20 protein-coding genes and 1 tRNA gene are annotated in these 19,756 nt (G+C 66.7%); 14 read left to right on the plus strand and 7 right to left on the minus strand.

What is annotated here, in order from left to right; genetic code table 11:
- The 6 genes from ispE to hisC all read left to right on the plus strand — a co-directional run bounded on the left by ispE (position 1) and on the right by hisC (position 4,646).
- Positions 1 to 879: a 4-(cytidine 5'-diphospho)-2-C-methyl-D-erythritol kinase gene (ispE, locus tag BM43_RS21745; RefSeq protein ID WP_036049130.1), complete on the plus strand. Its 879-nt coding sequence runs from the start codon at positions 1 to 3 to the stop codon at positions 877 to 879.
- Positions 880 to 931: 52 nt separating this feature from the next.
- A tRNA-Gln gene (locus BM43_RS21750) sits at positions 932 to 1,008 on the plus strand.
- A 45-nt stretch (positions 1,009 to 1,053) separates the two neighbouring features.
- Positions 1,054 to 2,010 carry a ribose-phosphate pyrophosphokinase gene (locus tag BM43_RS21755; RefSeq protein WP_025097008.1) on the plus strand — a complete coding sequence of 319 codons (957 nt, stop codon included), beginning with the start codon at positions 1,054 to 1,056 and terminating at the stop codon, positions 2,008 to 2,010.
- 156 nt (positions 2,011 to 2,166) lie between these two features.
- The gene (locus BM43_RS21760) at positions 2,167 to 2,781 is read left to right on the plus strand and encodes a 50S ribosomal protein L25/general stress protein Ctc (protein WP_013699419.1); all 615 of its coding nucleotides are present in this window, start codon (positions 2,167 to 2,169) and stop codon (positions 2,779 to 2,781) included.
- Positions 2,782 to 2,877: 96 nt separating this feature from the next.
- Positions 2,878 to 3,483 carry an aminoacyl-tRNA hydrolase gene (gene pth, locus BM43_RS21765; RefSeq protein ID WP_025097010.1) on the plus strand — a complete coding sequence of 202 codons (606 nt, stop codon included), beginning with the start codon at positions 2,878 to 2,880 and terminating at the stop codon, positions 3,481 to 3,483.
- Between the two features lie 95 nt (positions 3,484 to 3,578).
- Positions 3,579 to 4,646, plus strand: coding sequence for a histidinol-phosphate transaminase (gene hisC, locus BM43_RS21770; RefSeq protein WP_017918296.1), 1,068 nt, complete (start codon positions 3,579 to 3,581; stop codon positions 4,644 to 4,646).
- Between the two features lie 146 nt (positions 4,647 to 4,792).
- Here the strand turns inward: hisC and BM43_RS21775 are convergent, their stop codons facing one another.
- The 3 genes from BM43_RS21775 to rsmD form a co-directional block, all read right to left on the minus strand.
- On the minus strand, positions 4,793 to 5,065 hold the full coding sequence (locus BM43_RS21775; RefSeq protein ID WP_013699422.1) for a YfhL family 4Fe-4S dicluster ferredoxin: 273 nt from the start codon (positions 5,063 to 5,065) through the stop codon (positions 4,793 to 4,795).
- Between the two features lie 66 nt (positions 5,066 to 5,131).
- On the minus strand, positions 5,132 to 5,632 hold the full coding sequence (coaD, locus tag BM43_RS21780; protein WP_013699423.1) for a pantetheine-phosphate adenylyltransferase: 501 nt from the start codon (positions 5,630 to 5,632) through the stop codon (positions 5,132 to 5,134).
- Positions 5,633 to 5,743: 111 nt separating this feature from the next.
- Complete coding sequence (rsmD, locus tag BM43_RS21785) at positions 5,744 to 6,358, minus strand: 16S rRNA (guanine(966)-N(2))-methyltransferase RsmD (RefSeq protein WP_025097013.1); 615 nt, start codon at positions 6,356 to 6,358, stop codon at positions 5,744 to 5,746.
- Between the two features lie 190 nt (positions 6,359 to 6,548).
- On the opposite strand from rsmD, the gene ftsY reads away from it, so the two are divergent.
- Positions 6,549 to 7,730, plus strand: a complete 1,182-nt coding sequence (ftsY, locus tag BM43_RS21790; protein WP_036049127.1) for a signal recognition particle-docking protein FtsY — start codon at positions 6,549 to 6,551, stop codon at positions 7,728 to 7,730.
- Between the two features lie 72 nt (positions 7,731 to 7,802).
- On the opposite strand, the gene maiA is transcribed toward ftsY, so the two are convergent.
- Positions 7,803 to 8,447: a maleylacetoacetate isomerase gene (gene maiA, locus BM43_RS21795; protein WP_036036220.1), complete on the minus strand. Its 645-nt coding sequence runs from the start codon at positions 8,445 to 8,447 to the stop codon at positions 7,803 to 7,805.
- Between the two features lie 213 nt (positions 8,448 to 8,660).
- On the opposite strand from maiA, the gene ybiB reads away from it, so the two are divergent.
- Together ybiB and leuA are read left to right on the plus strand one after the other, a co-directional pair.
- Positions 8,661 to 9,641 (plus strand): DNA-binding protein YbiB, encoded by a 981-nt coding sequence (gene ybiB / locus BM43_RS21800; RefSeq protein WP_036049124.1) that lies wholly within the window; start codon positions 8,661 to 8,663, stop codon positions 9,639 to 9,641.
- Positions 9,642 to 10,141: 500 nt separating this feature from the next.
- Entirely contained in the window at positions 10,142 to 11,794 is a 1,653-nt protein-coding gene (leuA, locus tag BM43_RS21805) for a 2-isopropylmalate synthase (RefSeq protein ID WP_025097017.1), read from the plus strand.
- Between the two features lie 164 nt (positions 11,795 to 11,958).
- Here the strand turns inward: leuA and BM43_RS21810 are convergent, their stop codons facing one another.
- Positions 11,959 to 12,345 carry a nuclear transport factor 2 family protein gene (locus BM43_RS21810; RefSeq protein WP_013699429.1) on the minus strand — a complete coding sequence of 129 codons (387 nt, stop codon included), beginning with the start codon at positions 12,343 to 12,345 and terminating at the stop codon, positions 11,959 to 11,961.
- Positions 12,346 to 12,384: 39 nt separating this feature from the next.
- Positions 12,385 to 12,954 carry an acyloxyacyl hydrolase gene (locus BM43_RS21815; RefSeq protein WP_013699430.1) on the minus strand — a complete coding sequence of 190 codons (570 nt, stop codon included), beginning with the start codon at positions 12,952 to 12,954 and terminating at the stop codon, positions 12,385 to 12,387.
- Between the two features lie 376 nt (positions 12,955 to 13,330).
- Here BM43_RS21815 and rpoH point away from each other — a divergent pair, with 376 nt between their 5' ends.
- The 5 genes from rpoH (at position 13,331) to cydX (ending at position 17,845) form a co-directional block, all read left to right on the plus strand.
- Entirely contained in the window at positions 13,331 to 14,266 is a 936-nt protein-coding gene (gene rpoH / locus BM43_RS21820) for an RNA polymerase sigma factor RpoH (RefSeq protein WP_017918778.1), read from the plus strand.
- Between the two features lie 388 nt (positions 14,267 to 14,654).
- Positions 14,655 to 14,924, plus strand: a complete 270-nt coding sequence (cydP, locus tag BM43_RS21825; protein ID WP_013699432.1) for a cytochrome oxidase putative small subunit CydP — start codon at positions 14,655 to 14,657, stop codon at positions 14,922 to 14,924.
- Entirely contained in the window at positions 14,914 to 16,485 is a 1,572-nt protein-coding gene (locus BM43_RS21830; protein WP_036049121.1) for a cytochrome ubiquinol oxidase subunit I, read from the plus strand. The genes cydP and BM43_RS21830 overlap by 11 nt, the downstream gene beginning before the upstream one ends.
- Positions 16,486 to 16,522: 37 nt before the next feature.
- On the plus strand, positions 16,523 to 17,659 hold the full coding sequence (gene cydB, locus BM43_RS21835; RefSeq protein WP_036049120.1) for a cytochrome d ubiquinol oxidase subunit II: 1,137 nt from the start codon (positions 16,523 to 16,525) through the stop codon (positions 17,657 to 17,659).
- A 66-nt stretch (positions 17,660 to 17,725) separates the two neighbouring features.
- Positions 17,726 to 17,845 carry a cytochrome bd-I oxidase subunit CydX gene (cydX, locus tag BM43_RS21840; protein ID WP_013699435.1) on the plus strand — a complete coding sequence of 40 codons (120 nt, stop codon included), beginning with the start codon at positions 17,726 to 17,728 and terminating at the stop codon, positions 17,843 to 17,845.
- A 119-nt stretch (positions 17,846 to 17,964) separates the two neighbouring features.
- Here cydX and nagE read toward each other — a convergent pair whose 3' ends face one another.
- Positions 17,965 to 19,734, minus strand: a complete 1,770-nt coding sequence (gene nagE, locus BM43_RS21845) for an N-acetylglucosamine-specific PTS transporter subunit IIBC (protein WP_036049119.1) — start codon at positions 19,732 to 19,734, stop codon at positions 17,965 to 17,967.
- Between the last annotated feature and the right edge of the window lie 22 nt (positions 19,735 to 19,756).

The raw sequence follows: 19,756 nt of genomic DNA on the forward strand, positions 1-19,756 counted from the left end.
ATGACCGATACATCCCGCTCGCTGCGCGACTGCCTCGCCCCGGCGAAACTCAACCTGTTCCTGCACATCACGGGCCGCCGCCCGGATGGTTACCACTCGCTGCAGACCGTGTTCCAGTTGCTCGACTGGGGCGACCGGCTGCACTACACGCTGCGCGAGGACGGTGCGGTCCACCGCCTCACCGAGGTGGCGGGCGTGCCCGAGGAACAGGATCTGGTGGTGCGCGCCGCGCGCCTGCTGCAGGCTCACACGGGCACCACGCTCGGCGTCGACATCGAGATCGACAAGGTGCTGCCGATGGGCGCGGGCCTGGGCGGCGGCAGCTCCGACGCGGCCACCACCCTGCTCGCCCTGAACCGCCTCTGGAAACTCGACCTGCCGCGCGCTGAACTTCAGGCGCTGGCCGTGAAACTGGGCGCCGACGTGCCCTTCTTCGTGTTCGGAAAAAATGCGTTCGCGGAGGGTATCGGAGAGGCACTGGAGCAGGTAGAATTGCCGGCTCGCTGGTTCCTGGTTGTGACGCCTCGAGTTCACGTACCGACCGCTGAAATTTTTTCAGATAAGTCGTTGACAAGAGATTCGAGACCCATCACAATTACGGACTTTCTTGCACAGCAAAGCAGCAAGGGTTGGCCAGACAGCTTCGGCCAAAACGACATGCAGGCGGTTGTGACAAAGAAGTACGCGGAAGTTGCAAAGGTAGTCAAAGCGTTGTATGATTTGACCCCTTCGCGGATGACCGGCTCTGGAGCTAGTGTCTTCGCAGCGTTCGGTAGCAAGCAGGAGGCTCAGGCAGCACAAGCCACCTTGCCGGCAGACTGGAACAGCGCTGTTACCGGAAGCCTGGGTGAACATCCACTCTTCGCTTTCGCGTCATAAGTTTTGCTGCATCGGATGTCCTACACTTCCGGTGAAGCTCAAAGTTGAGTGTAGGGGAGTCGCCAAGTTGGTCAAGGCACCGGATTTTGATTCCGGCATGCGAGGGTTCGAGTCCTTCCTCCCCTGCCAAAGTTTCCTCAGTTATTCCCGCCCCCAGCCCGAAGCAGGTTCATGATGAGCAGCCATGACGGCCTGATGGTTTTCACTGGCAACGCGAACCCCGCGCTTGCGCAGAAAGTCGTCGACAATCTCGGTATTCCGCTTGGCAAGGCCATGGTCAGCCGTTTCTCCGACGGCGAAATCCAGGTCGAGATCCAGGAAAACGTGCGCGGCAAGGACTGTTTCGTCCTGCAGTCCACCTGCGCACCGACGAACGACAACCTGATGGAACTGATGATCATGGTCGATGCGCTCAAGCGCGCATCCGCCGGCCGGATCACCGCCGCCATCCCCTACTTCGGCTATGCGCGTCAGGATCGCCGCCCGCGTTCGGCGCGCGTCGCGATCTCCGCGAAGATCGTCGCGAACATGCTGGAAATCGCCGGCGTCGAGCGGATCATCACGATGGATCTGCATGCCGACCAGATCCAGGGCTTCTTCGACATCCCGGTCGACAACATCTACGCCACGCCGATCCTGCTGGGCGACCTGCGCAAGCAGAACCACCCGGACCTGCTGGTGGTGTCGCCGGACGTCGGCGGCGTGGTGCGCGCCCGGGCACTGGCCAAGCAACTGAACTGCGATCTCGCGATCATCGACAAGCGTCGCCCGAAGGCGAACGTCGCCGAGGTGATGAACATCATCGGTGAAGTCGAAGGCCGCACCTGCGTGATCATGGACGACATGGTCGATACCGCCGGCACGCTCTGCAAGGCCGCGCAAGTGCTCAAGCAGCGCGGCGCCAAGCGCGTGTTCGCCTACGCGACGCACCCGGTGCTGTCGGGCGGCGCGGCAGCACGGATCGACGCCTCGGAACTCGACGAACTGGTCGTGACCGACACCATCCCGCTGAGCGCCGAATCGCTCGGCTGCGCCAAGATCCGCGCGCTGTCGAGCGCCGATCTGCTCGCCGAAACCTTCGCGCGCATTCGCCGCGGCGATTCGGTGATGTCGCTGTTCGCCGAGTCCTGATCCCGGCGATCACACGAATTCGGTAGTCCGCAAAAAGCGAAGCCTGAATGCTTCGCTTTTTGCACAAACGGCCCGGAAGGACGAAACCCGGGCCGGTTTCTTGGGGCCGCAAGGCCTCGCTCAACTGCCTGGTCGCGGGCAGCAATGGAGAATCTCATGAAAGTCGTCGCTTTCGAGCGCACACTGCAAGGTACGGGTGCGAGCCGCCGCCTGCGCAACGCTGGCAAGACCACGGGTATCGTCTACGGTGGCGAAGCTGCCCCGCAAATGATCGAACTCGATCACAACGCCCTGTGGCACGCCCTGAAGAAGGAAGCCTTCCACTCGTCGATCCTCGACCTCGAAGTGGCCGGCAAGTCGCAAAACGTGCTGCTGCGTGACGTGCAATACCATCCGTTCCGCCAGCTCGTGCTGCACGTGGACTTCCAGCGCGTCGATGCATCGAAGAAGCTGCACACCAAGGTGCCGGTCCACTTCCTGAACGCCGAAGTCAGCCCGGCCGTGAAGCTGTCGAGCGCCGTCGTCTCGCACGTGGTCGTGGAACTCGACATCGAGTGCCTGCCGGCCGCCCTGCCGGAATTCCTGGAAGTCGACCTGTCGAAGCTGGAAGCCGGTCAATCGGTCCACGCCAAGGACATCGTGCTGCCGAACGGCGTCTCGCTGGTCGCGCATGTCGACGCCGAAAACCCGGTGATCGCGACCGCGACGATCCCGGCCGGCGCCGTGTCGGACGAAGCTGCTGCAGGCGAAGGCGAAACGCCGGCTGCCTAAGCTGTCCAGCACATTCGAACCGTCGCGGGATGGACGGTCGAAGCAACCCGCCGCGGCTCGCCCGGCGGGTTTTTTCATTCTTGCGGCCTCAACATCATGATCAAACTGATCGTCGGCCTCGGCAATCCGGGCGCCGAATACACGGCGACGCGCCACAACGCCGGCTTCTGGCTGGTCGACCAGCTCGCACGCGAAGCCGGCGCATCGCTGCGCGACGAGCGACGCTTCCACGGCCATTACGCCAAGGCACGGCTGTATGGCGAGGAGGTGCACCTGCTCGAGCCGCAGACCTACATGAACCGCTCCGGCCAATCGGTGGTCGCGGTGGCGCAGTTCTTCAAGATCCTGCCCGACGAGATCCTGGTCGCGCACGACGAACTCGACCTGCCGCCCGGCTCGGTCAAGCTCAAGCTCGGCGGCGGCAGCGGCGGCCACAACGGCCTGAAGGACATCTCGGCGCATCTGTCCTCGCAGCAATACTGGCGACTGCGAATCGGCATCGGCCATCCGCGCGAGCTGATCCCCGAGGGCGCGCGTGCCGGCGCCAAGCCCGACGTGGCGAACTTCGTGCTGAAGCCGCCGCGCCGCGAGGAACAGGAGGTGATCGACGCCTCGATCGAGCGCTCGCTCGCCGTGATGCCGATCTTCGTGAAGGGCGAAACCGAGCGCGCGGTGATGCAGCTGCATCGCAACGGCGCCTGAGCGGCGCGAGCCCGTTCGCCCTTTCCATGCCCGCAGCGACACGCCCGGCGCGCGCCGCCTGCGTTAAGCTGCACGTTTTCAGTCAGGAGCCCGTGGTGAGCCGTTATTGGAGCAAGATCGTTCAGCAGCTCGTTCCCTATGTGCCGGGCGAACAGCCGGCGCTGGCGAACCCCGTCAAGCTGAACACCAACGAGAACCCATATCCGCCCTCGCCGCGCGTGGTCGCGGCGATCGCGCGGGAGCTCGGCGAGGCCGGCGAATCGCTGCGCCGCTATCCCGACCCGCTCGCGCGCGGCCTGCGCGAGACCGTCGCCGCGCATCACGGCCTGAGCCCGGACCAGGTATTCGTCGGCAACGGCTCCGACGAGGTGCTCGCCCATACCTTCCAGGCCCTGCTCCAGCACGAGCGGCCGATCCGCTTCCCCGACATCACCTACAGCTTCTACCCGACCTACGCGCGCCTGTACGGCGTCGAATACGAGGCGGTGCCGCTCGCCGAGGACTTCTCGATCCGCGTGGAGGACTATCTCGGCGGCAACGGCGGCGTGCTGTTCCCGAATCCGAACGCGCCCACCGGCCGCGCCCTGCCGCTCGCCGACGTGGAGCGGATCGTGGCGGGCAATCCCGACGCGGTGGTGGTGGTCGACGAGGCCTATGTCGATTTCGGCGCGGAATCGGCGATCTCGCTGATCGCCCGCCATCCGAACCTGCTGGTGGTGCACACCACCTCGAAGGCACGTTCGCTGGCCGGCATGCGGGTGGGGTTCGCCTTTGGCGACGCGCAACTGATCGAGGCGCTCAACCGCGTCAAGGACAGCTTCAACTCCTATCCGCTGGACCGGCTCGCCCAGGTCGCCGCCCAGGCCGCCTACGAGGATCGCGACTATTTCGAGGCCGGCTGCGCGCGCGTGATCGAGAGCCGTGCGCGCCTGGACGCCGCGCTGACGAGCCTCGGCTTCGAGATCGTGCCCTCGGCCGCGAACTTCGTGTTCGCGCGCCATCCCGGCCACGACGCGGGTCAGCTCGCCGCCGCGCTGAAGGCGCGTGAGATCTTCGTTCGGCACTTCAAGCTGCCGCGCATCGACCAGTACCTGCGGATCACGATCGGCACCGACGCGGAATGCGAGGCGCTGGTGGCCGCGCTGCGCGAACTGCTGGGCTGAGGAGACCGCGCGGGCCTGCTCGCCGAGCCGCGGCGGCCCGCTATGGACCGCCAAACGAAAACAGGCCGATGGGCAAACGCCCATCGGCCTGTTTCATGTCGGCTCTCGCCAATCGTCGAGCGAGCCTGAAGCGCGCCGGCGCCGGCTCAGGACGAGGTGCCGCCTTCGTCGCCCGAGGCGATCAGCAGGCGGTACTTCGCCATCAACTGGTCCTGCGTCTCCGCATGCTGCGGATCGCGCGGAATGCATTCGACGGGGCAGACCTGCTGGCACTGCGGTTCGTCGAAGTGGCCGACACATTCGGTGCACTTGTTCGGATCGATCACGTAGATGTCCGGACCCATCGAAATCGCGCCGTTCGGGCACTCGGGCTCGCACACGTCGCAATTGATGCACTCGTCGGTAATCATCAAAGCCATGCTGGTCTCACTTCCGCCGGCCTCGCGCCGGCACATGCTGCTGGGCCGGCGACGAAGCCTCGCGCCTCACGCGGCCGGCTGCTGGCCCATCGCGGCCACCTTCTCGGTCAGCCACTTCTCGACCGAGGGGAATACGAACTTGCTGACATCGCCGCCCAGCTGGGCGATCTCGCGCACGATGGTGCCCGAGATGAACTGGTACTGGTCGGACGGCGTCATGAACATGGTCTCGACGTCGGGCAACAGATAGCGGTTCATGCCGGCCATCTGGAACTCGTACTCGAAATCGGAGACGGCGCGCAGCCCCCTGACGATCACGCGCGCGTTGTTGGCGCGCACGAAGTCCTTCAGGAGGCCCGTGAAGCCCATCACCTTCACGTTCGGATAATGGCCGAGCACCTCGTTCGCGATCTTCAGGCGCTCCTCGAGCGAGAAGAACGGCTTTTTCGCCCGGCTGTCGGCCACGCCGACGACCAGCGTATCAAAAATGCTCGAGGCGCGTCGCACGAGATCCTCGTGCCCGCGCGTCAGCGGATCGAACGTACCCGGGTACACGGCGACTACCATGTCGCTCCTCCTGTGAACTTGCAATTGGGGCAGCAGCAAGACGGTTCGCGCGCCGCCGCCGTGATGGGCGCACGTCGCGGATCACGCGCGGCGCCTCGTTGGAAACGCGCATTATTCATCATTTTCGCGTTGCAGCAAATGATAGTGGACCGCGCCGGCCTTGCCCTCGCGCGTCACCACCCAGCCGGCCAGCGCCTCGTGCCCGGCGGGATCGAGCGGCTCGCCCGATTCCACGTACAGGTCGCCGCCCGGCGCGACCAGCCGCGCCGCGAGCGTCAGGGCGCGCGCGAACAGTTCCGCATCGCCGAAGGGCGGATCGAGGAACACCACCTCGAACGAAGCGGGCGCCAGGCCCGCCGCGAGCCGCAGCGCGTCGGCCTCGGCCACTTCCACGTTGCGCGCCGACAGCTTCTCGCGAATCGCGCGCAATTGCCCGGCCGCGCGCGCATTGCGCTCCACCATCACCACACTGGCCGCGCCGCGCGAGGCGGCCTCGAAACCGAGCGCGCCGGTGCCGGCGAACAGGTCGAGGCAGCGGCGGCCGTCGAGATCCTGGCCGAGCCAGTTGAACAGCGTCTCGCGCACGCGATCGGGCGTGGGACGCAGGCCGTCGAGGTCGAGTACCGGCAGCGGCGTGCGTTTCCACTCGCCGCCGATGATGCGCACCGAGTGCGGCTTGCCGCGGGCGGCGCTGGCGGACGGGCGGGCGGAGGGCGAACGGGGCATACGAAATCGGCTGGAACGGGGTGATCGGGACGGGCTCGGGGCCCGGAACAGGCGCACGTTACCACAGCCGGCGACGGGCCTCGCCGCGCTCGACACGACGCGCGGCATGATGCGCCTGATAAAATCACGCGTTTTGGGTCGCCGGCCGAGCCGCCGCGTTCCCGCCCCTCTTCCCCCAAGCCAGCAGACCATGTTCAGCTTCTTCAAACGATTGATCGGCTCGAAGGCCGACGGCGCGCCGACCGACGACCAGGACGCGCCGACGGACCGGCAGGACGACGCCGAGGCGCCCGCGACCGAAGCGCCCCGGCCCGTCGAGCGGGTCGCCGCGCCGACGCCGGCGCCGGCGGTTCCGGTCGAGCCGGCCGCGCCCGCGCAAGTCGCCCCTGCTCTCCCCGCCGCCGCGCACGAAGACGAAGCGCAGGCCGTCACGGCCGTCGAGATCGTGCCGCCGCCCGCGCCGGAGCCGGCCGCCAAGAAATCCTGGATCGCGCGCCTGCGCTCGGGCCTGTCGAAGACCAGTTCGAGCCTGACCAGCGTGTTCGTCAGCACCAAGATCGACGAGGATCTCTACGAGGAGCTCGAGACCGCGCTGCTGATGTCCGACGCCGGCGTCGACGCCACCGAGTACCTGCTCGGCGCGCTGCGCGAGAAGGTCAAGGCCGAGCGGCTGACCGATCCGCAGCAGGTCAAGGCGGCCCTGCGCGGCCTGCTGATCGCGCTGCTCGCGCCGCTCGAGAAGTCGCTGATGCTGGGCCGCGCGCAGCCGCTGGTGATGATGATCGCGGGCGTCAACGGCGCCGGCAAGACCACCAGCATCGGCAAGCTGGCCAAGCACCTGCAGAGCTTCGACCAGTCGGTGCTGCTGGCCGCCGGCGACACCTTCCGCGCCGCCGCGCGCGAGCAGCTCGCGATCTGGGGCGAGCGCAACAACGTGACGGTGGTGCAGCAGGAAAGCGGCGATCCGGCCGCGGTGATCTTCGACGCGGTGGGCGCCGCGCGCGCGCGCAAGATCAACGTGGTGATGGCCGATACGGCGGGCCGCCTGCCCACCCAGCTGCACCTGATGGAGGAGCTGCGCAAGGTCAAGCGCGTGATCGGCAAGGCACAGGCCGACGCGCCGCACGAGGTGCTGCTGGTGATCGACGCCAACACCGGCCAGAACGCGCTCGCCCAGGTAAAGGCCTTCGACGACGCGCTGGGCCTCACCGGCCTGATCGTCACCAAGCTCGACGGCACCGCGAAGGGCGGCATCCTCGCCGCGATCGCGCGGCAGCGGCCGGTGCCGGTCTACTTCATCGGCGTCGGCGAGAAGGTGGAGGACCTGCAGCCCTTCAATGCCGAGGAGTTCACCGACGCGCTGCTGGGCTGAGCCCGGCCTCGTCAGGAAACAGGAAAGGACGCCTCGGCGTCCTTTTTCCTTTTCGTCGCCAACGTCGCTTCGTTATTCCGCATCCGGCTGCGCCTCGGGCGCCGCCGCGCGAAATGCATCGAGCGTCATCGCATGCGCGTGGATGCGCGCCAGCGTCGGATAGGGCGCCAGGTCGACCTCGAAACGCTGCGCGTTGTAGATCTGCGGGATCAGGCACAGGTCGGCCTGCGTGGGCGTATCGCCGTAGCAAAGCTTGCCGGTGCGTGGATCCGCGGCGAGCTTGGCCTCCAGCGTCGCGAAACCCTGCTCGATCCAGTGCCGGTACCAGGCGTTCTTGGGCTCCTCGGCCACGCCGAGCGTGCGCTTCAGGTAGCGCAGCACGCGCAGGTTGTCGAGCGGATGGATCTCGCAGGCGATCTGCAGCGCGATCGCCCGCACATGCGCGCGATCGGCCGGCGAACGCGGCAGCAGCGGCGGCTCGGGCACGGTCTCGTCGAGATACTCGAGGATCGCCAGCGACTGCTGCAAGGTGACGGCGCCATCGACGAGGGTCGGCACCAGCGCGTCGGGATTCAGCGCGCGGTAGTCGTCGCGCAACTGCTCGCCGCCGCCACGCAGCATGTGCACGGCCTGGTAGTCGAAGGGCAGCCCCTTCAGGTGCAGCGCGATGCGCACGCGAAACGAGGCGGAGCTGCGGAAATAGCCGTAGAGCTTCATCGGTTGCGGTCCCTCATGGAATCGACGCGGGAATGGATGCGTCATTGTGCCGGTTTCCGTCACGGCGCCTAGGCCTGGAGCCCGCCTTCGACCATGGCGCAACCGGGCCGCGTGCTTGCCAGAATCCGGCAAATGCGGTACTCAGTGGGCTTCCCGCAGATCCGGGCGACGGCGCGTCAAGGCGAGGCCCGAGCCCCAAGCCCCCACGCCTCGATGACCGACGTCCGCCCCCACTCCGCCCCGCTCGAACCGTTTGCCTGCGCCCGCTTCATCAAGGAGATCGGCCGCGGCCCGCATGGCGCCCGCGCGCTGTCGCCCGAGGACACCTTCGCGCTCTACCAGGCCATGCTCGACGGCCGCGTCTCGGACGTCGAGCTGGGCGCGGTGCTGATCGCCTACCGGCTCAAGGGCGAGACGGCCGAGGAGCTGGCCGCGATGCTGGCGGCGGCACAAGCCTCTTTCGCGCCGCTCGCGAGCGAGCGCGGCGCCTATCGGCCGGTGTCGATCCCGAGCTACAACGGCGCGCGCAAGCAGCCCAACCTGGTGCCGCTGCTGGCCCTGCTGCTGGCTCGCGAGGGCGTGCCGGTGCTGGTGCATGGCGTCAGCGTCGATCCGGGTCGCGTGACCAGCGCCGAGATCTTCGCCGAACTGGCGATGCCGGCTGCGGCCTCGCATGCCGATGCCGAGCGCGACCTGGCCGCGCGCCGGGTCGCCTTCATGCCGCTCGAGGCGCTGGCGCCGAAGCTCGCGCGGCTGCTCGCGCTGCGCCGCGTGCTCGGCGTGCGCAACTCCACGCATACGCTGGTCAAGCTGCTGCAGCCGTTCGCGCCGCTCGGGCTGCGGCTCGTCAACTACACGCATCCACCCTACCGCGACAGTCTCGCTCAGTTGTTCCGCGAACATCCCGAGGCGGCCGCGGGCGGCGCGCTGCTCGCGCGCGGCACCGAGGGCGAAGCCGTGGCCGACACGCGCCGGCAGGTGCAGGTCGACTGGCTGCACGACGGGCTCTGCGAGACGCTGGTCGCGCCGGAGCGGTCCTCGCCCGACGCGCCGCCGGTGGAGCTGCCCGAGTCGAGGGACGCGGCCACCACGGCCGCCTGGACCCGCGCGGCGCTGGCCGGCGAGGTGGCCGTGCCCGAGGCGCTGGCGCGGCAGGTCGAGACGATCCTGCGCGTGGCGCGCATCGAGGGCTGAACCGGGCTACCGTCGAAACTCGGGCTCCGGCAGCCGGTGCCTCCCCAGGCATCGCCTGCCGGACCACCTATTCGGGTCTCGATCGTATCGTCCTATCTCTTCACGTCCGATCCGCGGCAAGACCTGTCCGAATCGCGACAGGCTGCCGCCACTCGACCGATTGACAACGCGAAACGACATCGCATAAAGTTGTCGCCATGCGTTCCTTTCCGAACCCCCTCCGAATTACCTCCGGCCGCCTAGCGCGGTCGCTATCGCTACGACTAGCGTAAAGCTGTCGTAGCGCCGTGCACCCCGCACGGTCCCCCCTGAGCAGTTCTCGCAGTTCCTTCTCGTCGTTTTTTAAAACCCGTAGTCGTCAGCCGTCGTCCGTCCATCCGTCGGGCGACCGCGAAGATCCGCCGCATCGGTCACGCGAACTCGCGCGGCCGTGCGCAGGCAGCGCCACCTGATCCGTTGCCGCCCGTCTTCGCTCGCGACTGAATCGCCTCGAGGCCAAGATGAAGCGCAACCCCGCCGACAAGTACCGCCCCTTCGAACCCGTCCGACTCACCGGCCGCAAGTGGCCGACCCGCAGCATCGAGCAGGCGCCGATCTGGATGAGCACCGATCTGCGCGACGGCAACCAGTCCTTGATCGAGCCGATGAGCATCGAGCAGAAGCTCGAGTTCTTCGAGATGCTGGTCGCGATCGGTTTCAAGGAAATCGAAGTCGGTTTTCCCTCGGCCTCGCAGACCGACTTCGACTTCGTGCGCAAGCTGATCGACGAGAAGCGGATTCCCGACGACGTGACCATCGAGGTGCTGGTGCAGTCGCGCGAGGACCTGATCGCCCGCACCTTCGAAGCGCTCGACGGCGCCTCGCGCGCGATCGTCCATCTCTACAACGCGATCAGCCCGTCGTTCCGCAAGATCGTGTTCGGGCTCTCGAAAGAGCAGGTCAAGGCGCTCGCGGTGGACGGCACGCGCATGATCAAGGAGCAGGCGCAGGCGCGCCCCGGCACGCACTGGACCTACCAGTACTCGCCCGAGACCTTCAGCATGACCGAGCTGGCCTTTGCCCGCGAGGTGTGCGACGCGGTCGCCCAGACCTGGCGCCCGACCCGCGATCACAAGATGATCGTGAACCTGCCGGCCACCGTCGAGGCCGCCACGCCGAACGTGTTCGCCGACCAGATCGAATGGATGGACCGCAACCTCGGCTACCGCGACAGCATCGTCCTGTCGGTGCATCCGCACAACGACCGCGGCACCGCCGTGGCCGCCGCCGAGCTCGCCCTGCTGGCCGGCGCCGATCGCATCGAAGGCTGCCTGTTCGGCAACGGCGAGCGCACCGGCAACGTCGATCTCGTCACGCTCGCGCTCAACCTCTACACGCAGGGCATCGACCCGGGCCTCGACTTCTCCGACATCGACGCGGTGCGCCGCGTGGTCGAGCGCTGCAACCAGTTGCCGGTGCATCCGCGCCATCCCTATGCGGGCGACCTGGTGTTCACGGCCTTCTCGGGCTCGCACCAGGATGCGATCCGCAAGGGTCTCGCCCAGCAGCGTCCCGACGCGATCTGGGAAGTGCCCTACCTGCCGATCGACCCGGCCGACCTCGGCCGCAGCTACGACGCCGTGATCCGCGTCAACAGCCAGTCGGGCAAGGGCGGGGCGACCTATCTGCTCGAGCGCGGCATGGGCTTCACGCCGCCGCGCCGCGTGCAGATCGAGTTCAGCCACGCGGTGCAGACGGTGGCCGATCGCTCGGGCGAGGAGGTGACGGGCGACGCGATCTGCTCGCTGTTCCGTCGCGAGTATTTCGAGACCACCGGGCCGGCCGCGCGCAACGGCGGCACCATGAGCTGGCAGCGCCACGAGATTGCCGCGGGTGCCGCGATTCCCGGTGACGCCGGCGAGGAAGCGGTGGTCGCGCATGCCGCCGCGGCATTCGCGAACGCGGCAGGCACCACGATCGAGATCGTCTCGGTCGAGTCGGCGCGCACCGTCGACGGCCGCGTGGCCGTATTCGTCGGCGCCAGGATGGGCGACGCGCCGATGCGTTACGGCGTCGGCGCGCACGAGGAAGCCGTGGTGGCCGCCATCGATGCGCTCGCCAGCTCGATCAACCGCTCGGACTGGCATTGCTCGGACCGCCGCGCGGCGGCCTGAACCCGATCAAGCCTCATCAACCATGGCCCGGCCGGCACGCCTTGCGCGACCGGCGCGACGTCGAGCGATCCTCGGCGCCGCGCAATGAAAAAGCGGCCCAGCAGGCCGCTTCGAATGCCGACGAATGCCAACCGCATTCACCAGCGTCCCGCCACCGCGGGGCTTCAGGCTTCGGTCGCGCAGCGCGTGGCATGCCAGGCCAGCAAGCGCCACTGCCCGCTTTCCTGGGCCTGTAGCGCGGTATAGGCGATCGGGAAGACGATGCCGCCGTTGTTCGCCTCGAGCTCGACGATCACGCGGCCGGTGACGACAAACGCCTCGCCACCGACCGGCATCACGTCCTGCGACTGCACTTCGATCTGACGATAACGGCGCCGGCCGGCGGTGATCGCGTCGATGAACTGCTGTTTCGACTCGCGCTTGCCATTGGTATGCACGTAGTAGACGTGTTCCGAGAGCAAGGCGTCGAGCGCCTCGCCATCGCCATCGACCATCGCGCGGAACCGGTCGCGCTCCAGTGCACGGATCGCCTCGATCACTTTCGCCATCATCGCCGCACTCCCAGACTCCGCGCGCCGGGCGCGTGCCGTTCAGAAGTTGTACTGCACGTAGATTTGGCTGAAATTTATACCAGGATTCGGATCTTTGATACTGGCGTTCGACTCGTGCTGGAAGCGAAAGCCGGCCTGGTACTGCTGGTGGCCGCCGAACTGCGCGCCGACGCCGACCATGTCGGCGAACTGGAACGCCGTCGACATCGTGTAGTTGGTCGCGATGGTCGGGTGGGTCAGCAGGCGCAGGCCCACGCCGGCCTCGAAGAACGGCCGGATCGCGCCGCTGCGCTTGATGAAGCGGAACACCGGCGTGACCCCGAATTCGCCGATGTTGGCATTGACGGCGTGATCGCCGCCGTAATGCCAGTACGAGGCGTGGCCTTCCATCACGAAGGTGAAATGCCAGTCGCCCATCTGCCACCAGGACCAGCCCGGATCCCAGACCACGCCGAGATCGACCTTCTTCATGTCGTGGTCGGCGATGCCGCCCGCGAGCTGTACCCCCCAGCGGTCGGCGAACGCGGCGTTCGAGCCGCCCGCCAGGGTGGCGGCCAGCACCGTGCCGGCCAGCCACCGTCCCGCCCTGAGACTTTTCTTGTTCTGCATCCTTCACTCCAGATTCCGGGGTTGAATGGAGCGCCGGCGCGGGTCTCGCGTCCGGCTCAAATCGAACAGCATCTTATGGTAAAGGACATTTCTGATCGGCATCGTCTCGCGAAATGGTTTGCTTCGCAATCGACAAGAATCGAAATCCTGTGCCGGAAAGTGATTGGAAAAACGTCAAATTGAATTGATCACGATCCGCTGCGCCCAGGTAGAAACGAGTAGTATCTATCGACATGAGAACTTCGATAGAGCTGCGGGAACTCGAATGGCCCTGCCCCCTCTAAGTCTTTAGCACTCACTTGGCGAGAGTGCTAAGATAGCTCGTGGAATCGCCTTGTAACGGGGCTTGTCCCTGATTCCAAAGGAGTTTACGTAAGTGAGCAATGCTCTGACCCTTCCGAATACGCTTGGCCCGGTGCCTGCGAAGGCCTCGTCGGCAGGCTCGCTGGCGCTCGCGTCCCAATCGATGCTGCCCGGCCAGCTGGGCAATATCGACGCCTATATCCAGTCGGTGAACCGGATCCCGATGCTGACGCTCGAGGAAGAGCGCCAGTACGCGACCGAATTCCGCGACCAGAACAATCTCGAATCGGCCCGCCGCCTGGTGCTGTCGCACCTTCGCCTGGTGGTGTCGATCGCGCGCAACTACCTCGGCTACGGGCTGCCGCACGGCGACCTGATCCAGGAAGGCAATATCGGCCTGATGAAGGCCGTCAAGCGCTTCGATCCGAACCAGAACGTGCGCCTGGTCTCGTATGCGATCCACTGGATCAAGGCCGAGATCCACGAATACATCCTGCGCAACTGGCGCATGGTGAAGGTCGCGACCACCAAGGCGCAGCGCAAGCTGTTCTTCAACCTGCGCAGCCACAAGAAAGGCATGCAGGCGATGACGCCGGAGGAAATCGACGGCCTCGCCCAGGAGTTGAACGTCAAGCGCGAGGATGTCGCCGAGATGGAAACGCGTCTGTCGGGCGGCGATATCGCGCTCGAGGGGCAGGTCGACGACGGCGAGGAATCCTTCGCGCCGATCGCCTACCTGGCCGACTCGCACAACGAGCCGACCGCCGTGATCGCCTCGCGCCAGCGCGACCGCCTGCAGACGGACGGCATCTCGGAAGCGCTGGAGTCGCTCGACGCGCGCAGCCGCCGTATCATCGAGGCGCGCTGGCTCAATGTCGACGACGACGGCTCGGGCGGCTCGACGCTGCACGACCTGGCCGCCGAATTCGGCGTGTCGGCCGAGCGGATCCGCCAGATCGAGGCCAGCGCGATGAAGAAGATGCGCGCCGCGCTCGCCGCCTACGCATGACGCGAGCGGCCGGCTGATCGCCGCCCTGCCACGCAGTTCCCCCAAGGCCCGCTGTCTCACGACAGCGGGCCTTTTCCTTTTGCGCCTCGCTTTCGATCAGCAATCCTGATCGCTTCGGCGCGAAACGCCATCTACCTGACAAGGGCCGGATTTCGACCTATAAATTGGGATATTCGGCAATCGACCCTACTGTTTCTCAAAGCCGGACACGATTCGATCAAGACTTGCGACACATCAAATGCGGCAGGCCATTTCGCGACCGTCCGCCGCAGATGAATTCGCAAATATCGCACCGCACAATTTTAGAATTTTGGTGTTCTCCCCACGGCGCCGGCCAGCGCCACGATCGTCTCAAAACCAACGACTTCAGGGCGCCGTCCACCAGATCATGCCGCTGATCCTCACCCGCAAATCCGCCTCGCAGGACGCCAGGCCCACGCTGCGTGCACGCGTCATCGCCTGGGCCCGGGGGCCCACCCTGGTGCGCGACCTGTCGGTCGTGCTGGCCGTCAAGCTGGTGCTGCTGATGGCCCTCAAGTACGCGTTCTTCAATCACCCGCAGGCCGAGCACATGCAGTTGCCGCCCGCCGTCGTCGCCGCCCGCCTGCTCGGGCCGACGGCCCCCGATTCCTCCAAGGGAGCCCACCATGATCAGTAGCGAAGTCGTCGACCTGTCGCGTCTGCAGTTCGGCATCACCGCGCTCTACCACTTCCTGTTCGTCCCGCTCACGCTCGGCCTGTCCTGGCTGCTCGTGATCATGGAAACCGTCTACGTGATGACGGGCAAGCAGGTCTACAAGGACATGACCCAGTTCTGGGGCAAGCTGTTCGGCATCAACTTCGCGATGGGCGTGACCACCGGCATCACGCTCGAATTCCAGTTCGGCACCAACTGGTCCTACTACTCGCACTACGTCGGCGACATCTTCGGCGTGCCCCTCGCGGTGGAAGGGCTGATGGCCTTCTTCCTCGAATCGACCTTCGTCGGCCTGTTCTTCTTCGGCTGGAACAAGCTCTCGCGCGTCAAGCACCTGATCGTCACCTTCCTGGTGGCACTCGGTTCGAATCTCTCGGCGCTCTGGATCCTGGTGGCCAACGGCTGGATGAACAACCCGGTGGGCGCCGAGTTCAACTACCAGACCATGCGCATGGAACTGTCGAGCCTGTTCGACGTGCTGTTCAACCCGGTCGCGCAGGTCAAGTTCGTGCATACCGTGTCGGCCGGCTACGTGACGGCCTCGATGTTCGTGCTGGGCATCTCCTCCTGGTACCTGCTGCGCCGCCGCGACACCGCCTTCGCGCTGCGCTCGTTCGCGGTGGCGGCCGGCTTCGGCCTGGCCTCGACGCTGTGCGTGATCGTGCTCGGCGACGAATCGGGCTACACCACCGGCGAAGTGCAGCAGGTCAAGCTGGCCGCGATCGAATCGGAATGGGAAACCACGCCGGCGCCGGCCGCCTTCACGATCTTCGGGATCCCGAACCAGGCCGAGCAGCGCACCGACTACGCGATCCGCATTCCCTATGCGCTGGGCCTGATCGCCACCCGCTCGATCGACGAGCCGGTGGTCGGCCTCAACGAGCTGATCAAGCGCAGCGAGGACCACATCCGCAGCGGCATGATCGCCTACGCGGCACTCGAGAAGCTCAAGGCCGGCGATACCAGCGCGGCCACCCAGGCCAGCTTCGACGCGCACAAGACCTATCTCGGCTACGGGCTGATGCTCAAGCAGTTCACCGCGAACGTCACCGACGCCACGCCGCAGCAAATCGAGCAAGCCGCGAAGAAGACCATCCCGCCGGTGGCGCCGGTGTTCTTCTCGTTCCGCCTGATGGTGCTGCTCGGCTTCATGTTCCTCGCCACCTTCGTGCTCGCCTTCTGGTTCTGCGCGCGCCGCGAACTGCTGCTGCCCAAGCGCCGCTGGTTCCTGCGCTGGGCCGTGTGGGCGATCCCGCTGCCGTGGCTGGCCGCCGAGTTCGGCTGGGTGGTGGCCGAGGTGGGCCGCCAGCCCTGGACCATCGCCGGCATCCTGCCTACCCACCTGTCGGCCTCCAGCCTCACGCCCACCGATCTCTACCTGAGCCTCGCCGGCTTCATCCTGTTCTACACGGCGCTGTTCGTGATCGAGATCACGCTGATGTTCAAGTACGCGCGCCTCGGCCCGTCCTCGCTGCATACCGGCCGCTACCACCACGAACAGCAGGCGGCCCCGGCGGCCTGATCGCGCCCGGCTCACCGAAACCGCACAAGGAATCGTCATGGACTACGCAACTCTGAAGGTGATCTGGTGGGTGCTCGTCGGCACGCTGCTGATCGGCTTCGCCCTCACCGACGGCTTCGACATGGGCGCCACCGCCCTGCTGCCCTTCCTCGGCAAGACCGACGACGAGCGCCGCATCATCGTCAACACGGTCGGCGCCACCTGGGAAGGCAACCAGGTCTGGCTGATCACGGCCGGCGGCGCGATGTTCGCGGCCTGGCCGCTGGTCTACGCCGCCTCGTTCTCGGGCTTCTACTTCGCGATGCTGCTGGTGCTGTTCGCGCTGTTCTTCCGGCCGGTCGGCTTCGACTACCGCAGCAAGCGCAGCGACCCGCGCTGGCGTGCCGGCTGGGACTGGGGGCTGTTCATCGGCGGCTTCGTGCCGGCCCTGGTGTTCGGCGTGGCCTTCGGCAACCTGCTGCAGGGCGTGCCCTTCGCCTTCGACAGCGACCTGCGCGTCACCTACACGGGCAGCTTCTGGGCGCTGCTGAACCCGTTCGCGCTGCTCTGCGGGCTGGTCTCGCTGAGCATGCTGGTCGCGCACGGCGCCGCCTTCATCCGCATGAAGACCGAAGGCGTGATCGCCCGCCGCGCGGCCCGCGCGCTGCGCGTCAGCGCGATCGTCGCGATCGTGCTGTTCGCGCTGGCCGGCGCCCTGATCTGCACCTCGATCGGCGGCTACCAGATCACCCAGGCCGCGCCGTTCGACACCGTCGCCAATCCGCTGCTCAAGCAGGTCGCGGCCGGCCACGCGCTGTGGCTGAGCAATTACCACAGCTACCCCTGGATGACGATTGCGCCGGCCATCGCCTTCGTCGGCGGCGTGCTGGCCGCGCTGCTGGCCTGCTCGCGCTTCGAGAAGAGCGCCTTCCTGTCCACCAGCTTGCTGATCATCGGCGTGATCCTGACGGCCGGTTTCTCGATGTTTCCCTTCATCATGCCGTCCTCGCTCGACCCGCGCAGCAGCCTGACGGTCTGGGATTCCACCTCCAGCCACATGACGCTCGAGGTGATGCTGGTGGCCGTGATCGTGTTCCTGCCGCTGATCCTGATCTACACCAGCTGGGTCTATCGCGTGCTGCGCGGCAAGATCACGCCGAAGGTACTCGAGGACAACAGCCATTCGCTTTACTGACCCATGCGCCGGGTCCCGCTCGGCCCGGCTTGCAGCAACCGACCCGCTCTCTTCCGGAGACTGACTATGTGGTACTTCACCTGGATCCTCGGCATCGGCGTGGCGCTGTCCTTCGGCGTCATCAATGCGATGTGGCTCGAGTCGCAGGAAGCGCTCGACGCGCAGAAGCAGAAAGGCCAGCACTGAGCTTTCCGCTCCACGGCAGAAACGACAAAAGGCACCCGAGGGTGCCTTTTGTGCTTGATGCGCCGCTGGAAACCACCGGTCGTGCAGTACGCTGCCCGACCGGGTTTCCCTGGCCCGGATCAGGCCGGCTGGGCCGCCGCGCCGCCCGTGCCGGTCGACGGCAGACGCGTCGACAGTTGCTGCGCGTAACGCGATGCCGCCGAGCCGCAGACGATGTGGAAGGTGTCGGTCGAGACCCAGGCTACGTCGAGGCTCGCCAGGCGATCGCGATCGACGGCCGACGGATCGCGCACCACCACGCGCAGCCGCGTGGTCGCCACCGCGTCGAGCGACAGCACGTTGGTCGCGCCGCCGAACACGGCCAGCCAGCGCATCGGATCCGGATCGAGCGGGCCCGCCTCGCCGGCCGGCACCGCCGCCGCTGCCGCCGGCGCGCTGACCGCGCCCGCTGCTGCGCCGCTGCCGATCGCCGAGCGGATCTCATCGGCGATCAGGTCCGCTTCCGGCCCGATGATCACCTGCACGCTGCTGCCGCCGCGCTTGAGCACGCCGCGCGCGCCGATCGCCTTCAGGTTCGCTTCCGAAACCTTCTCGGGATCGACCACCGACAGGCGCAGGCGCGTGGTGCAGGCATCGACCACCGACAGGTTGGCCGCACCGCCGAGCGCCGCGATATAGCGGATCGCGCGCGGTGCCGCATTGCCGGCAAGTGCCGCCGCGCTGGCCGGCGCCAGGCCGCCTGCTGCGCTGCTCGTCGCCGCATCCTCGGCCGTGGCCGGCTCGCGGCCCGGCGTGGCCATGTTGAACTTGCGGATGAAGAAGCGGAACAGGCCATAGTAGGCAACCGCATAGGCCAGGCCCAGCGGAATCGCGATCCAGCCCTTCGTCGACAGCCCGTAGTTCAGCACGTAGTCGATCGCGCCGGCCGAGAAGGTGAAGCCGAGCTTCACGCCGAGCAACTGGCAGATCGCCAGCGACAGCCCCGTCAGCACCGCGTGGATCACGTAGAGCACCGGCGCGAGGAACATGAAGCTGAATTCGATCGGCTCGGTCACGCCCGTCAGGAACGAGGTCAGCGCCATCGAGAACAGCAGACCGCCCACCACCGCGCGGCGCTCCTTCGGTGCCTCGTGGAACATCGCCAGGCACGCGGCAGGCAGGCCGAACATCATGATCGGGAAGAAGCCCGCCATGAAGCCGCCCGCGGTCGGGTCGCCGGCGAAGAAGCGGTGCAGGTCGCCCGTCACCGCCGCGCCGCCGCCCGGCGGCGTGAAGCTGCCGAACACGAACCAGGCCAGCGAGTTGATGATGTGGTGCAGGCCGGTGACCAGCAGCAGCCGGTTCAGGAAGCCGTAGACGAAGGCACCGATCGCGCCGGCCGTGGTCAGCCAGTGGCCGGCCGCGTCGATCACGCCCTGGATCGGCCCCCAGATGTAGCCGAACACGATCCCCAAGATCACGCACACCAGGCCTGTGACGATCGGCACGAAGCGCTTGCCGCCGAAGAAGGCCAGGTAGTCCGGCAGCTTGATGTCCTTGTAGCGGTTGTAGAGCATCCCCGCCACGATGCCGGCGATGATCCCGGACAACACGCCCATGTTCAGCTTCGGGTCGATGTCCTTCATGATCGCGGTTTCGATCAGGTAGCCGATCGCGCCCGCGAGCGCCGCCACGCCGTTGTTGTCCCTGGCGAAGCCGACCGCCACGCCGATCGCGAACAGCAGCGGCAGGTTGTCGAACACCGCGCCGCCGGCGTCGGCGATCATCTTGATGTTGAGTACATCGGACTGCCCCAGGCGCAGCAGGATGCCGGCGACCGGCAACACCGCGATCGGCAGCATCAGCGCCCGGCCCAGGCTCTGTATTTTCAGAAACGGATTCCCGTCCATTCAGATCTCCAAATCGTCTCGT

It is taken from the genome of Burkholderia gladioli (genome assembly GCF_000959725.1).
Classification (GTDB): domain Bacteria; phylum Pseudomonadota; class Gammaproteobacteria; order Burkholderiales; family Burkholderiaceae; genus Burkholderia; species Burkholderia gladioli.

Excerpts from the sequence above, each read along its gene's own strand:
- ispE (WP_036049130.1), top strand. The coding sequence starts at position 1 with ATGACCGATACATCCCGCTCGCTGCGCGACTGCCTCGCCCCGGCGAAA.
- BM43_RS21755 (WP_025097008.1), top strand. The coding sequence starts at position 1,054 with ATGAGCAGCCATGACGGCCTGATGGTTTTCACTGGCAACGCGAACCCC.
- BM43_RS21760 (WP_013699419.1), top strand. The coding sequence starts at position 2,167 with ATGAAAGTCGTCGCTTTCGAGCGCACACTGCAAGGTACGGGTGCGAGC.
- pth (WP_025097010.1), top strand. The coding sequence starts at position 2,878 with ATGATCAAACTGATCGTCGGCCTCGGCAATCCGGGCGCCGAATACACG.
- BM43_RS21775 (WP_013699422.1), bottom strand. The coding sequence starts at position 5,065 with ATGGCTTTGATGATTACCGACGAGTGCATCAATTGCGACGTGTGCGAG.
- coaD (WP_013699423.1), bottom strand. The coding sequence starts at position 5,632 with ATGGTAGTCGCCGTGTACCCGGGTACGTTCGATCCGCTGACGCGCGGG.
- rsmD (WP_025097013.1), bottom strand. The coding sequence starts at position 6,358 with ATGCCCCGTTCGCCCTCCGCCCGCCCGTCCGCCAGCGCCGCCCGCGGC.
- ftsY (WP_036049127.1), top strand. The coding sequence starts at position 6,549 with ATGTTCAGCTTCTTCAAACGATTGATCGGCTCGAAGGCCGACGGCGCG.
- maiA (WP_036036220.1), bottom strand. The coding sequence starts at position 8,447 with ATGAAGCTCTACGGCTATTTCCGCAGCTCCGCCTCGTTTCGCGTGCGC.
- ybiB (WP_036049124.1), top strand. The coding sequence starts at position 8,661 with ATGACCGACGTCCGCCCCCACTCCGCCCCGCTCGAACCGTTTGCCTGC.
- leuA (WP_025097017.1), top strand. The coding sequence starts at position 10,142 with ATGAAGCGCAACCCCGCCGACAAGTACCGCCCCTTCGAACCCGTCCGA.
- BM43_RS21810 (WP_013699429.1), bottom strand. The coding sequence starts at position 12,345 with ATGATGGCGAAAGTGATCGAGGCGATCCGTGCACTGGAGCGCGACCGG.
- BM43_RS21815 (WP_013699430.1), bottom strand. The coding sequence starts at position 12,954 with ATGCAGAACAAGAAAAGTCTCAGGGCGGGACGGTGGCTGGCCGGCACG.
- cydP (WP_013699432.1), top strand. The coding sequence starts at position 14,655 with ATGCCGCTGATCCTCACCCGCAAATCCGCCTCGCAGGACGCCAGGCCC.
- BM43_RS21830 (WP_036049121.1), top strand. The coding sequence starts at position 14,914 with ATGATCAGTAGCGAAGTCGTCGACCTGTCGCGTCTGCAGTTCGGCATC.
- cydB (WP_036049120.1), top strand. The coding sequence starts at position 16,523 with ATGGACTACGCAACTCTGAAGGTGATCTGGTGGGTGCTCGTCGGCACG.
- cydX (WP_013699435.1), top strand. The coding sequence starts at position 17,726 with ATGTGGTACTTCACCTGGATCCTCGGCATCGGCGTGGCGCTGTCCTTC.
- nagE (WP_036049119.1), bottom strand. The coding sequence starts at position 19,734 with ATGGACGGGAATCCGTTTCTGAAAATACAGAGCCTGGGCCGGGCGCTG.